This is a genomic window from Prevotella sp. P5-50 (genome assembly GCF_002251295.1).
GTDB lineage: Bacteria > Bacteroidota > Bacteroidia > Bacteroidales > Bacteroidaceae > Prevotella.
Genome location: NZ_NPJA01000053.1, coordinates 21677 through 36854, shown reverse-complemented (window position 1 = coordinate 36854; position 15178 = coordinate 21677). Strand labels below are relative to the sequence as shown.

At 47.0% G+C, this 15178-nt stretch carries 11 protein-coding genes; 5 read left to right on the top strand and 6 right to left on the bottom strand.

The features are described 5' to 3' along the window. Positions 1-44 precede the first annotated feature (44 nt). From CIK88_RS11825 to CIK88_RS11800, 6 genes are read right to left on the bottom strand one after another with little or no spacing between them, the layout of a single operon-like run. Positions 45-497, bottom strand: coding sequence for a YqaA family protein (locus CIK88_RS11825; protein ID WP_094389771.1), 453 nt, complete (start codon positions 495-497; stop codon positions 45-47). After that, positions 473-1411 carry a hypothetical protein gene (locus tag CIK88_RS11820; protein ID WP_144007329.1) on the bottom strand — a complete coding sequence of 313 codons (939 nt, stop codon included), beginning with the start codon at positions 1409-1411 and terminating at the stop codon, positions 473-475. The genes CIK88_RS11825 and CIK88_RS11820 overlap by 25 nt, the downstream gene beginning before the upstream one ends. 16 nt (positions 1412-1427) lie before the next feature. After that, on the bottom strand, positions 1428-2696 hold the full coding sequence (gene purD / locus CIK88_RS11815; protein WP_094436678.1) for a phosphoribosylamine--glycine ligase: 1269 nt from the start codon (positions 2694-2696) through the stop codon (positions 1428-1430). A 39-nt stretch (positions 2697-2735) separates the two neighbouring features. Next, on the bottom strand, positions 2736-3968 hold the full coding sequence (gene serB, locus CIK88_RS11810) for a phosphoserine phosphatase SerB (RefSeq protein WP_094389768.1): 1233 nt from the start codon (positions 3966-3968) through the stop codon (positions 2736-2738). Continuing rightward, positions 3965-6193, bottom strand: a complete 2229-nt coding sequence (locus CIK88_RS11805) for a DPP IV N-terminal domain-containing protein (protein ID WP_371591593.1) — start codon at positions 6191-6193, stop codon at positions 3965-3967. Before CIK88_RS11805 ends, serB begins: the two co-directional genes overlap by 4 nt. Continuing rightward, a complete protein-coding gene (locus CIK88_RS11800; RefSeq protein ID WP_094436674.1) occupies positions 6180-7733 on the bottom strand; it encodes a class I SAM-dependent RNA methyltransferase in 1554 nt (517 codons plus the stop codon). Before CIK88_RS11800 ends, CIK88_RS11805 begins: the two co-directional genes overlap by 14 nt. 127 nt (positions 7734-7860) lie before the next feature. Here CIK88_RS11800 and CIK88_RS11795 point away from each other — a divergent pair, with 127 nt between their 5' ends. From CIK88_RS11795 to CIK88_RS11775, 5 genes are all read left to right on the top strand, one after another. Further along, positions 7861-9123: a HAMP domain-containing sensor histidine kinase gene (locus CIK88_RS11795; protein WP_094436672.1), complete on the top strand. Its 1263-nt coding sequence runs from the start codon at positions 7861-7863 to the stop codon at positions 9121-9123. 336 nt (positions 9124-9459) lie between these two features. After that, positions 9460-10317 (top strand): hypothetical protein, encoded by an 858-nt coding sequence (locus tag CIK88_RS11790; protein ID WP_094436670.1) that lies wholly within the window; start codon positions 9460-9462, stop codon positions 10315-10317. Next, a complete protein-coding gene (locus CIK88_RS11785; RefSeq protein ID WP_254046277.1) occupies positions 10292-11008 on the top strand; it encodes an HAD family hydrolase in 717 nt (238 codons plus the stop codon). Before CIK88_RS11790 ends, CIK88_RS11785 begins: the two co-directional genes overlap by 26 nt. Before the next feature lie 12 nt (positions 11009-11020). After that, positions 11021-12349, top strand: coding sequence for an inositol-3-phosphate synthase (locus CIK88_RS11780; protein WP_094389764.1), 1329 nt, complete (start codon positions 11021-11023; stop codon positions 12347-12349). Beyond that, the gene (locus CIK88_RS11775) at positions 12333-14942 is read left to right on the top strand and encodes a DUF5686 family protein (protein WP_094436668.1); all 2610 of its coding nucleotides are present in this window, start codon (positions 12333-12335) and stop codon (positions 14940-14942) included. The genes CIK88_RS11780 and CIK88_RS11775 overlap by 17 nt, the downstream gene beginning before the upstream one ends. Positions 14943-15178: the final 236 nt, after the last annotated feature.

Genomic DNA, 15178 nt, shown 5'->3' with positions numbered 1-15178 from the left:
GTACAATATTTCTATCGAAGCGCCGTATCTTTCAGCAATTTTAACTAGATAAAGATGCTTGCACCATAGATGAGCAACACATAGCGTAGTAACTTACCTATGCTGATGCTGACCAATGAGATGACTATATTGGCACGCATCAAGCCAAGAGCGATGGTAATACCACTGCCCAAAATAGGCAGAAAGGCAAAGAATCCCATCCATGCACCACGGCCACCCATGAAACGCGTAGCCTTGTCGATACTCTCTTTCTTGACGTGGAGATACTTCTCTATCCACTCCAAACGCCCCATGCGTCCAACGCCATAATTGAAACATGATCCCAACACATTACCTATCGTACCATAGACTATAAGGCCTATAGGGTCAAGCCCTGCCGCCATCAGTCCCACCATGACAGCTTCACTGGAAAAAGGGAAGAACGAACCAGCCACAAAAGCAGCTATAAGCATTCCCCAATAACCATAACTAATCAGAAAAGTAGTGATGATGTCCATAGATTATAAATTGTCAGAAGTACAGCCATGAATAGCAACACCTGGAAGGTGATATTAGTGATACGGGTATGGGTAAGTGCCAGATAATGGGCCAGCAAGGGCGACACAAATACAATAAGCATGCGAGTAAGAATGTTGTAAAGCGTTGGCTGAAGCAACAAACATGCAAACATCAGCAATACCGACCAACTGAAGACATGGTAAAGTTGACGCACACGTATGCGGTCGAGATAACTTGTGCGAATATAATGCACTATACCTATTACACTTATCAGCGCCAATAGCAACAGCACAGCAACCTGACTCCCATCCCACGCGCTGAAGTCAAAGGGTTGACTCCATTCTGTCAATGCCATGAAATGGTCAGTTATCTGGTCGATACTCTGTTGATACACCGACCAGCATGTCCAAAACCAATAGGGAGTGAGCAAGCCAAAGAAGCCGGCAAAAAATGTACGCCACGACAAAGAGTGAAGCACAACACCATGCATCAACAACAGTAATGGTATCAAACATACTATCTGGACAAATGACAAACTGGCAAGTCCTATACACAGATAGGCATAATAGGAACTTCCCACCGATGTGCCATCTTGATATGTTCGGAAAATCATCAGCAAGGCACCAACCACACACACTTGTACCCATGCACCTTCGGTTGAAGCAAACAATGGACATGCCACTGCCGAAAGTACCAAGAAGACACACGACACCATACGTGAATAAATACGGATGAGCGCATTGCTGTTGTTCAACTCTATCATCAGATAGGTCGAGACAACAAAGCACGCAAAAGATGCCCACCAATCTCCTTGTGTGAGTCCTGCCAATAACCACACCCCTGTCACACAAAGTACGGTGACAGGTAGTGTGAGTTTGCTTTCTGATATTCTATTCTGCAGTAGTTTCGTCATGCTTGAGAGCTATCGCTTAAAGGTCTGCACCTATATCACGACGGAAATACTTGTCGGTAAACTGAATTTTCTGGGCTTCTTCAAATGATTTCTGCAGAGCCTCGGCCTTGTCCTTACCATAAGACGAAACGGCAATTACACGTCCGCCATTGGTTACCACCTGACCATCCTTAAGGGCAGTTCCGCTATGGAACACGATACTTCCCTCCACTTGGTCAATACCGGTAATAGGATAGCCTTTCTTATATTCCTGCGGATAACCACCGCTAACAAGCATAACACATACAGCAGCTCGTTCGTCAAATGCTATTTCGCGCTCGTCGAGATTGCCTTCAGCCACTCCCTCAAACAAATCTACGATATCGCTTTTCAATCGCAACATGACACTTTCGGTTTCTGGGTCACCCATACGGCAGTTGTATTCGATAACCATCGGTTCCCCTTCAACATTGATAAGACCGAAGAATATGAATCCCTTATAGTCAATATTTTCAGCTTTCAAACCTTCCACAGTAGGACGGATAATACGGTCCTCCACCTTCTGCATCCACTCCTTAGTGGCGAAAGGTACAGGTGTTACACTACCCATACCACCAGTATTCAAACCGGTATCATGTTCACCAATGCGCTTATAGTCCTTGGCTTCAGGCAGAATTTTATAGTGATCGCCATCGGTCAGCACGAACACCGAGCACTCAATACCACTCAAGAATTCCTCAATAACCACTTGCGAAGAGGCATTGCCAAACATTCCGCCAAGCATTTCTTTGAGTTCCTTTTGTGCTTCTTCAAGTGTAGGCAGAATCAAGACGCCCTTGCCTGCACAGAGTCCATCTGCCTTCAGTACGTATGGAGCTTGCAAGGTTTCGAGGAAACGCAATCCGTCTTCAAGATGTTCCCCGTCAAAAGTCTGATAGCGTGCAGTAGGAATCTGATGACGTTGCATAAATGCTTTTGCAAAGTCTTTCGATCCTTCCAGTACTGCACCTTGTTTAGAAGGACCTATCACTGGGATGTCCTTGGTGCGTGAATCGGCTTTCAACTCATCATAAATACCTTTTACCAATGGGTCTTCTGGACCTACGATAACCATATCTATGGCTTTCTCTACACAGAAAGTCTTGATGGTTTCGAAGTCATCAGCCTTCATGGCCACATTCTCACCACAGTTGCCAGTACCGGCATTGCCTGGGGCGATGTAGAGTTGCTCACATTTCGGACTTTGGGAGATTTTCCATGCCAGGGCGTGTTCACGTCCGCCGCTGCCTAAAAGTAATATTTTCATATCTTGTTACACCTTAATTATATTAATGGAATGGTTATTTTATAACTTGCCTTGCTCGCCAAGGTAGGAATCTTTAAATCCAAGGAAATAAAGCACGCCGTCAAGTCCAATGGTATTGATGCTTTGCTTGGCATTGGCAACCACGCGCGGTTTGGCATGGAATGCGATACCCAGTCCTGCTTCTGATATCATGGGCAAGTCGTTGGCTCCATCACCTACGGCAATGGTCTGTGCAAGATTGACTTTCTCTACCTGAGCGATGAGTTTGAGGAGTTCCGCTTTCCGGTGTCCGTCAACTATATCCCCAACATAACGTCCAGTCAACTTGCCGTTATCGTCAATCTCCAGTTCGTTAGCATAGACATAGTCAATACCATATCGACGTTGGAGATATTCGCCAAAATAGGTAAATCCTCCGCTGAGGATGGCAATCTTATACCCGTAACGCTTGAGGATAGTCATCAGTCGGTCCACACCTTCTGTTATTGGGAGATGTTCAGCAATATCCTTCATCACGCTGACATCCAATCCCTTCAACAATGCAACGCGTCTGGTGAAGCTCTCTTTGAAGTCTATTTCACCACGCATAGCACTCTCGGTAATGGCGCGCACCTCTGCACCTACTCCTGCCCGATCTGCCAGTTCGTCGATACATTCAGTTTGTATAAGTGTCGAGTCCATATCAAAACAGATGAGCCGTCGCATTCTGCGGAACATATCGTCGCGTTGGAACGAGAAATCAATTTCCATATCTTTCGACACCTGCATGAGTTTGCTTTGCATCTCCTTGCGGTTGTTGGGTTCGCCACGGAGAGAGAATTCGATACAAGCTCGCACATGGTTTGTTGGATTCTTGATGCTCTTTCTACCTGTCAGTCTGAGGATGCTGTCGATATTAAGCCCCTGCTCGGTGATAATCAGCGATGCTGCCTCTATCTGCCGTGCATCCAACTGGCGTCCCATAACTGTTAGGATATAACGGTTTTTGCCTTGATGTCCCACCCAGTCTTCATATTCATCGTCAGTAATAGGCGAGAATCCGATGTTGACTCCCAGTTCTGTGGCTTTAAACAAAAGTTCTTTCATGACTTGTCCGGAATGTGCTTCCTTCAAGCGCATGAGTATTCCCAGCGAAAGTGTTGAGTGGATATCGGCCTGACCGATATCGAGAATCTGCGCATCATACCGAGCAAGGATTCCCATGACTGAGGCCGTCAATCCAGGGCGGTCCTGACCTGTGATGCGCACAAGTATCTGTTCTTCTTGGTTCATTTCAGATAATCTTCAAAATACTGTGTAATACGTTCATGCAGATGCACGCTCTGATGTCCCCGCATATTGTGTGGTTCGCCCGGATATACAAAGAAGTCGGGCTGTGTTCCTGCTGCGATACATGCTTTAAGGAAAGTGAGGCAATGTTGTGGCACTACTGTCACATCATTAAGTCCCTGTATGATTTGCAGTTTTCCTTTGAGATTCTTAGCCTGATAGAGCAATGATGTTTTTTTGTAACCTTCCGGATTGCTTTGTGGAGTTCCCATATAGCGTTCGCCATACATCACTTCGTACCAATGCCAGTCGATAACAGGGCCGCCAGCCACACCAACTTTGAAGACATCGGGATAATTGCTCATCAACGAAATGGTCATAAATCCACCAAAACTCCATCCGTGTACACCGATTCGGTCTGCATCCACATAAGATAGTGTCTTTAGGAATTCCACTCCCTTCATCTGATCTTTCATTTCTTCCTGTCCCAGTTGATGGAATGTAGCCTGTTCGAAATCCTTGCCACGATGTTCACTTCCGCGGTTATCGAGGATAAAGGTGATGTATCCTTTGCCTGCCATATAGCTTTCCCATCCACGGCTACTATAATGCCAACGTGCATCGACGTTGTGTGCATGAGGTCCTCCATAGACATATACTACAGTAGGATATTTCTTGTTAGGATCAAAATCCGCAGGTTTCACCATACGGTAATAGAGATCGGTAACGCCATCTGCTGCTTTAATGGTACCACAACTGAACTGCGGAATAGAATATCCCATCCAAGGATCTTTTGCCTGGAAATAAGAAACGGCCTTTGCCTTAGTGGTTTGCACGATTTCTATACGACGTGGAACGGTCGGAGTAGAATAGTTATCGAGGATATAGTTGCCGCTTCCGCTGAGTTTGGCATTATGCCAACCCTCGCCATTTCCTAATAATGTTCGTTTGCCGGTCTTTACACTTACCGCATAGATATTCTGTTGGATAGGACTCTTTTCGTTGCTGGCAATGATGATGGTCTTCTGTTTGGCATTAAAACCTATCATTTCCAGGACCTCCCACTTGCCAGCGGTCAGTTGACTGACTTCGAGTGATTCGGTATTGCCGGCCATTCTGCTACCGTGCTTGCCAAGTGAACAAAGGTACAGGTGATTATATCCATCCTGACGACTCTGCATGATAAATGAGTTAGCATCCCATGGCAAGAAGACGATGGGATGTAGAGGTTCCACATACTTCTCGTCGGTTTCTCGATAGAGTTCAGCAGTTTTATTGCCTGTTTCTGCACTATAAGCGACCAGGCGACAGTCGTTCTGCTTGCGGTTCAATTCAAACATATAAACCGTTTTGCTGTCTGGACTCCATGCCACATTGGTGAAATAGCGGTCTGTGGGATCGCCAGCCTTGAGATAAACAGTCTTTCCTGTAGTAAGGTCATACACACCTACAGTCACCTGATGTGAAGTCTCGCCAGCCATAGGATATTTGTCGGGAGCCAGTGTGGCGATGCAGGAACGTTTTTCTTCTGGGTCGAAACCGATTTCCGGGATATCCACTTGTGGATAATCGGTCACCATCGACTGGTCCATTCTATAAAAGGCCAGTTTGTTTCCATCGGGACTCCAGAATGTTCCTTTACTGATGCCGAACTCATCACGATGCACAGCCTGTCCATAAACCACTTCTCTACTGCCGTCGGTTGAGAGTTGCACAGTCTGTTGCTTATGGTTGCAGACAAACAGGTTGTTGTCTTTCAAGAAAGCATAGGCTGTCTGTTGAGCATTGGTTTCCAACAGATTTTCACCGTCTTTCAACTCGAAAGAGCTGACCAAGGCATGTTTTTTGAAATCGACCATATAGGTTTTGCTACCTTGGCTAATCACCACAACGCTCTTGTCTGCGAATGGAAATTCTGCATTATATAGCGTACGAACCTTAATATCCTTTGTTGGTGCTATCCATTGGTTAATCTGGCTGACATCAAAGAGACGGTTTTCTTTACCGTTAGCTTTATCTACCAGATAACAAGCATCCACATCGAGGCGAACGAGTTGGTCTCCCCACCATGCAGTCCACCGGTTCTCCGGCACCATATTCCGATAGTTTGTACCACCGAAATTAAGGTCCTCAAGTGTAAAATTCTTCTGTGCGTTCATTGGAGATACAGTCATCAACATAGTCATGCAGACCATCAACGCCTTACTACAATATTTAATCATTGTCATCTTCGAATCTTCTTTTGTTACGGTCAAATCCACGTCCACCGCCGCGTTGCTTTTTACCTCCACTTCGGTCAAAGCGCTCATGCCCCCCACGGTTCTCGCTCTTGCGATAGGGTTTGCGGTCATCGCGCGAATAACGGTCATCACCACAATCGTCACGTGAATAGCGGTCGTTGCGTCCGCCACGTTTCTGGAAGCGGTCGTCACGGCGGTCATCACGGCGGTCGCCTTTAAATTCGCGTTTCTCTAAAGAGCGGAATCGGAATGTGCGTATGTCTGCCTCTTCGTTTTCTTCTTTCTCGTCAAGTCGTTTTTTGAATTCACGATTCTGCTTGAAGCGGCGTTTCTCAGCCATCTGACGTTTCTCTTCGTCGGTTTTGACGGTACCGCCTTCTGCACGGAAGTCTTTCATCTTTCCGTCGAATATCTGATATTTGCGGAACTCACATTCCAAGCTGCCATTGTAAACGGGAATCTTGATGCTTGGCTTAAGACCGATCTGATCGAAGCACTCCTCACGATAGCTGAGTATCCAAGCGTCGTTGTTGAGGAATTGATGTTTCAGGCGTTCGCCAATCATCTTGTAAGTGCCAAGCAGGTCAGGGGTAGAGATGCGTTCTCCGTATGGCGGATTGGTAACAATAATGCTTTTCTCCTTCGGTTGTGTGAAGTTTTTGAAATCAGCCTCCTCTACGGTAATATCGTTGAGAAGTCCAGCAGCACGCACATTAAGGCGCGCTGTATTGACTGCCTTGATATCAACGTCATAGCCATAGATATGGTGAGTAAATTCTCTTTCGCTGGAATCGTCATTATAGATGCGGTCGAACAGATCGCTATCGAAATCGGGCCATTTTTCAAAAGCATACTCCTTACGGAATAGTCCTGGAGCCATATTGTGGGCAATGAGTGCTGCCTCAACGAGCAAAGTACCGCTTCCACACATAGGATCGATGAAGTCGGTTTCGCCTTGCCATCCTGTCATGAGAATCATACCGGCAGCCAACACCTCATTGAGCGGAGCTTCTACCGACTCCTGACGATAGCCGCGACGATGGAGCGATTCACCACTTGAATCGAGCGACAGCGTACATTTGTCTTCTGCGATATGGATATTCAGACGGATATCAGGATTTGCCACCGAGATATTGGGGCGTTTTCCTGTCTTTTCGCGAAATTGGTCAACAATGGCATCCTTCACTTTATAGGCCACAAACTTAGAATGGCGGAACTCTTCCGAGAACACCACAGAGTCAACGGCAAACGTTTTGTCTAAGCCGATGTACTCTGACCAATCGATTTTTTGCACCTCCCGATAGACATCATCAGCCGACAGAGCCTTGAAATGCTTAATGGGTTTAAGAATACGGATAGCAGTATGCAACTGAAAATTGGCACGATACATCATTTCTTTATCGCCCATAAAGGACACCATGCGGCGTCCTATTTGCACTTCGTTTGCGCCCAGTTGCGTCAATTCCTTCGCCAAGACGGGTTCCAATCCCATAAAGGTCTTGGCGATCAGTTCAAATTCTTGTGTCATTATGTGTATTTATAAATATGGTGCAAAGTTAACTGAAATGCCGCAAATTGCAAAATAATTCCCGTTTTTTTTCATTATTCTAAATCTTTTATGTAATTTTGCCCATCGCAATATTGCCAATTCCAATATGACAAACCTAACAGACACCATATTTCTATCTATCCGTTCATGGCTGACAGCCGATGTTCTTGCATGGATTATAAGCATTCCACTTATTATTTTTTTGGCAATTTCTTGGTTTGTGCTGACACGCAGAGTCAAACGATTAAAGACTCAAGTAGAGGCCATGTCCGACGAAGTTGGCAACATTGAATACGACTTGGTGCTTAAAGCAATGAAGCTCTCCACTTGGCGAGTTGACGTACCTTCGATGACCATCAACGTAGAGAGCGACTATCGTGAAGGTAAAGACCTTTTCATACCGCAAAAGGGAACTCCTGTAGAAAAGATTTTCAAACACATCGCCACCGAACAAGTGCAAGCAGTTCGCAACGCCTTTCTCAACCTTGCGGCAGGACGCGAGGAAGAAACCTATCAGGAATACCAAATGACTAATGCAGCAGGAAAAAAGTATTGGGCTGCCATGTTTGCCACCATTGAGAAGCGGGATCTGAACGGGCGCCCACTAACCATAGTAGGAGCAACCACATGCATAGACACCACCAAGCAGGCGGAACAAGAACTACTCGAAGCTCGCAACCACGCCGAAGAGAGCGACAGACTGAAATCAGCATTCCTTGCCAACATCACTCACGAAGTACGCACACCTCTCCACGCCATTGTCGGATTTAGCGATATTCTACCTTTGGCACAGAGCGATGAGGAGCGCCAGAATCTGATAGACCTCATCAAGCAGAATAATGCACATCTGCTACGCCTATTCGATGACATGATGAACGTCTCCAAACTGGAAGCAGGAAGCTACCAAACTATAGAAAATACAGACGTCAGCATAGTGGAAGTCTTGCGTGAGATTGCCGACAAATACACCACACCATGCAAAGAAAAAGGATTAACAATTGTTGTTGATAATACAAACAACCACCTATTACAAACCGACCACGACCGCCTAAAGGAAATTATCAATCAATATGTCAGCAACGCAGTCAAGTTTACCGAGACTGGAGAAATCCGTTTGGGCTACACAAAGAAAACCGATCGCATCAGCATTTGGGTAAGAGACACAGGCATCGGCATTCCTGCTGACAAATGCAACGACCTTCTTTTCGAACGCTTCGTGAAGGTCAACGAATTTGTTCCAGGCACGGGAATTGGCCTAAGCATCTGCCGCAATTTGGCAAAAAGTCTGAAAGCCAAGGTTGGAGTAGAATCGGTCATGGGCAAAGGTTCCATATTCTGGATTGATTTTTTCAACGAGAGAAAAGAGTAAATTGGAGACATCATATCGCCTTGACATGCTTACCGCCACCCTTCGGGATGCCGTCGGGATGCCTCCGGGATGGTTTCTGAATAGCTTCGGAACATTTTCAAACCGATTCCAAAATCGTATTTCCCTACGCAACAAGACTCCGAAATCCATCATCACGTCCTTTTTGCAGCCAGCCCCCGTTTATTTGCCAACAAACGGCAATAATCGCCATTATTTTGTAAGAAAATAAATAAAAAAGGCAAAACTTTACGTAGAAAACAAAAAAATGTTCAAAAGTTTTCTATATTTGAATAATAAGGAGTATCTTTGTATGCTTTTTAATGCGTAATATAAAATATGTACGACAGTCAAATAGTCATGATAAGCCGGGCCCATCGGTATTCGCCCAACAGCGTAGAGAAGGACACGGCCATATTACATGAAGTCGGTTGCAGATTGCTCGACAAAGGGCTTCGTATAGCAACATATTCGGAAGACGAGAAAGAAAAACCGCTTCCTCAAGCAGAGGTGTATGTGACCATGGGACGCGACGAAACGGTGCTGCAAGAGCTTAAAAGAAAGCAACAGCAAGGCGCCATCGTCATCAACAGTCCGGAAGGCATTATCACCTGCTGTCAGCGCTACCAACAAATGAAGATGCTGGAAAGCGCCGGAATAAATGTTGCACCGCATAAAGGCAACAACGGTTATTGGGTCAAACGAGGCGATGCTTCGGCACAGACATCAGCGGATGTACTGTTCCGCCCAGACTACGAAAGCGCCATGACCACGGCAAATGAGATGAAAGCCAAGGGGATAACGGAAATTGACATACGGGCACACATCACCGGAGACCTTGTGAAGTTTTACGGTGTCACCGATACAGACTTTTTCTGCTACTACTATCCAGGCGATGATGGGCAAAGCAAATTCGGCGACGAACAGCGCAACGGCAAGCCCGCCCACTATCCGTTTGACAAAAAACAATTGCAGCAGATGGCCAACCAAGCCGCAACACTACTGCAGACAGGCATCTACGGAGGTGACTGCATCATACAGCCAGACGGAACCCCCGTATTGATAGACTTCAACGACTGGCCCAGTTTCTCAAGATGCCGGACCGAAGCAGCCCAAGCCATTGCAGAACACATCGTTCAGAAGGCAGGACTGCAAACAATAAAAAAAGGAAATGACAGAACTGACAAACATGCTTAAGACGAAAGGCTATATTTTCGACTATGGCGGAACACTCGACACCGGAGGCTGCCATTGGGGAAAAGTACTGTGGCACACCTACCAACAGGCAGGCGTACCCGTGACCGAAGCCCGCTTTCGCGATGCATACGTGCACGGCGAGCGGACATTGGCCAAGAATCCTATCATACAGCCAGACTACACATTCCGTCAAACCCTCGACTCTAAGCTGCACATCGAGATGGAATATCTCGACTGTCTGAACTACCACGACCAAGTACTCGACCTGCTTTATACCGAGGTGTGCAGACACACCGCAGAAAGTCGTGCAGTACTCCTGCAACTCAAAGAGCGAGTGCCCATGGTACTGGTGAGCAACTTCTACGGCAACATCTCAACCGTACTCCGCGAATTCGGATTCGATGGCATCTTCGACCATATCATAGAGTCGGCGGTGGTCGGCGTACGCAAACCGGACCCACGCATCTTCCAACTCGGAGTAGAAGCCCTCGGCATGAAAGCCGACGAAGTAACCGTAGTAGGCGACAGCATCGACAAAGACATCATCCCCGCCCATCGGGCAGGATGCAATACCGTATGGATACGAGGCGAACAATGGACTGATGACCCAGTAGATGAATCACAGGCCAATCTCGCTATCGACAATCTCACAGAACTGTTAGACAACAATAATATAAAATACATATATTAAAAACTAAGTGTAATGAAACAAACTAATGTTAAGCCTGCTGAAGGCAAATTGGGAATTATGGTAGTTGGCTGCGGCGCCGTTGCCACTACATTCATGACTGGTGTACTCATGACTCGCAAGGGACTGACCAAACCTGTCGGCTCCATGACGCAGTATGACAAAATTCGTATCGGCCGTGGCACAGACAAGAAGTATCTGCACTACAAGGATATCGTTCCCCTCGCCGATCTGAACGACATCGTGTTCGGTACATGGGATGTTTACCCCCAGAATGCCTATCAGGCTGCCATGTACGCTGAAGTTCTGAAAGAGAAAGATATCGAGCCCGTACGCGACGAACTGGAAAAGATCGTTCCTATGAAGGCCGCTTTCGACAAAAACTACGCTAAGCGTCTGGATGGCGACAACGTGAAAGACTGCAAAACACGTTGGGAAATGGTTGAAGCCCTGCGTCAGGACATCCGCGACTTCAAAGCAAAGAACGGCTGCGCACGCATCGTTGTTATCTGGGCTGCCTCTACCGAAATCTACGTACCCGTTGACGAGAAAATCCACGGCACACTCGCAGCACTCGAAGAAGCTATGAAGGCCGACGACCGCGAGCACATCGCACCATCTATGTGCTATGCTTACGCAGCCCTCACCGAAGGTGCACCCTTCATCATGGGCGCTCCAAACACCACCGTAGATATTCCCGCCATGTGGGAACTCGCCGAAAAGACCAAGATGCCTATCGCAGGTAAAGACTTCAAAACAGGTCAGACACTTGTTAAGTCAGGCTTCGCTCCTATCATCGGCACACGTTGCCTCGGTCTGAACGGATGGTTCTCTACCAACATCCTCGGCAACCGCGACGGTCTCGTACTCGACGAACCCGCAAACTTCCACACCAAGGAAGTCAGCAAGCTCTCTACTCTTGAGACCATTCTGAAGCCAGACGTACAGCCCGACCTCTACGGCCACGGCAACGATGAGGATACTCAATACTACCACAAAGTACGTATCAACTACTATCCTCCCCGCAACGACAACAAGGAAGGATGGGACAACATCGACATCTTTGGATGGATGGGATACCCCATGCAGATCAAGATCAACTTCCTCTGCCGCGACTCTATCCTCGCCGCTCCACTGTTGCTCGACCTCACTCTGTTGAGTGACCTGGCTGCACGTGCAGGACGCTTCGGCATCCAGCGCTTCCTGAGTTTCTTCCTCAAAGCACCTATGCACGACTACACTCAGGGCGAAGAGGCTGTCAACAACCTCTACCAGCAATACACCATGTTGAAGAATGCTATCCGCGAAATGGGTGGTTATGAAGCCGATGAAGAAATCGATTAAACTCTATTTTATAATATTAGTAATGTCCTTGTGCCTGCCCACGCAGGCACAAGGATTGCTTTCAGGATACGTCATCGACGCTCAGACCAAAGACAGCATACCCATGGCGAGCGTCGTTTATAAAACCCATAAAGAAGCTGTTGTATCAAGTATCGAGGGCCGCTACACCATTCAGAAGAGGGTTGGCTGGGCCTTGACCTTTAGTGCCGTAGGCTATATTTCACAGACGATTCAGATTACTGACCGCACCCCCATGCGGCTCGACATCCGTCTGAAGCCCGATACAAAGATGCTAAAGGGAGTCACCGTCCGTGCCAAGCGCCAACGCTACAGCCGCAAAAACAATCCGGCAGTAGAACTGATGCGCAAGGTCATCGAACACAAGAAGATGACCGACCTCGCCAACAACGACTTCTACCAATACAATAAGTATCAGAAGCTCACCATGGCGGCCAACGAAATAACGCCGGAAATGCTCCAGAACCCTAAGTTCAAGAACAAGAAATGGCTGACCGACCAGGTTGAGAACTGCCCCTATAACAACAAGTTGATATTGCCCCTATCGGTAGATGAGACCGTCACCAAACGACTTTATCGCCGCAGGCCACACGATGAAAAGAACATCATCATCGGACAGAGTTCTACAGGAATAGGCGATCTTTTCCAAACTGGCGATATCATCACGACGATGCTGAAAGATGTGTTCACCGATGTAAATATCTACGACGACCAGATCCGACTGTTGCAATATCCCTTCACCTCACCTATTGGCAAAGGAGCCATCGGCTTCTACCGATTTTATATAGAGGACACCGTCAAGGTAGATCGCGACAGTTGCATCCATCTGCAGTTTCTTCCCAACAACCAGCAGGACTTCGGATTCCGTGGCGACATCTACATTTTGAAGGACTCGTCCTATCAGGTGAAACGTTGCCAACTGACCATTCCGCGGCGCAGCGACGTCAATTTCGTAGAAAACCTTCGTGTCGATCAGGAATTTACCCAGTTGCCCAATGGCGAATGGGTACTCTCTGTTGATGACATGATTGTGGAGATGAAGATTGCAAGTTTCCTCCATAAAATCATTGTCATACGTAACACACGCCTCACAGACTATGCTTTCGATGAGTTGCCCAAACAGCTCTTCAAAGGCAAAAAGAAAGATGTGCGCGAGGCCGATGCCATGATGCGTGGCGATGCTTTCTGGGCTCAATACCGTCAGGTGGAACTAACCAAAGGCGAGAATTCCATGGATGCCTTCATCAAAGGACTGCAGAACATCAAGGGCTTCAAGTATATCATCTTCGGTGCAAAGGCACTCATCGAAAACTTTGTAGAGACCGGCAATCCGTCGAAAGTTGATATCGGACCTATCAACACCATGATATCCAACAACTTTGTTGACGGTATGCGACTGCGTGCTTCTGCCCAGACCACAGCCTATCTCAACAAGCATTGGTTCTTCTCCGGCTACTATGCCCACGGCATGAAGTCACACAAGAACTACTATAAAGGCGAAGTGACTTACTCGTTCAACAAGAAGGAGTATCTCCCACGTGAGTTCCCTAAACGCACGCTGAGTTTCACCTCTACCTACGATGTGATGTCGCCCTCAGACAAGTTCATGCATACCGACAAGGACAACGTGTTTACTGCATTCAAGTGGAGCAAAGTAGATGCTATGATGTTCTACAACCGACAGCAGATCACCTTCGAACGTGAGGAAGACTTCGGTTTCAAGACTACTTTCAGCATCAAGACCGAAGACAACGAAGCCTGCGGTAATCTGCGTTTCACTCCTATGAACGAATACACGGCATGGAAAAATATTGCTGGCAACGGTGAAGATAACATCATTTCACCCTATCCGACAACAGCAGTTCAGCCATCTCACCATATTCGCACAACAGAAATACGTGCCGCTCTGGAGTATTGTCCCGGTGCCACCTATATCAATACCAAACAGCGCCGTTTGAAGATCAATCTTGATGCACCGGTGTTCTCTGTCAGCCACACCCTGGGTCTGAAGAATGTATTGGGCGGTGACTACAGCTACAACTATACCGAAGCAGGCATTTACAAACGCTTCTGGATGAACAGCTGGGGAAAGATTGACTGCTATCTCAAGGGTGGAATACAATGGGAGAAAGTGCCGTTCCTGCTGCTCTGCATGCCTGAGACCAACCTCTCATACATCATTCAGGACAACACGTTCAACCTGATCAACAACATGGAGTTTCTCAACGACCGCTATGTTTCTGCCGATATCAGTTGGGACCTCAACGGTAAAATCTTCAACCGCATCCCATTGCTCAAAAAGTTGAAATGGCGTGAATATATCGGCGTGAAGATGCTGTGGGGAGAACTCTCCGACAAGAACAACCCCAACATGCAGACCGACAGTCCTATCGTGATGGCATTCCCCATAGGTTCGCATATCATGGATCCCCATCGTCCCTACTGGGAATTGGCATTGGGTATTCACAATATCTTCAAGATCATGCATGTGGAATATGTGCGCCGCCTCAACTACAACGACCTGCCGAGTGCCCACAAGCACGGCATCCGTTTCATGGTGCGCATGACTTTCTAACCGCTATCGACAGTACATTTGCTGCATACACCACCTATCAGGGCTGGATTCCTACGATTGGAAATCCAGCCCTGATTGTCATTCTGCACCTATTCCTTTGATGGAAAATCCATTTCTATTTATCATTTCCACCCTATATGATTATCATACCCTTGCTGTCTGACCCATTCCATAAAATCACATTACTTGCGAAAAAAAAAATCGGTTGCCTGCAACTTTTCCACACTATGTATCGT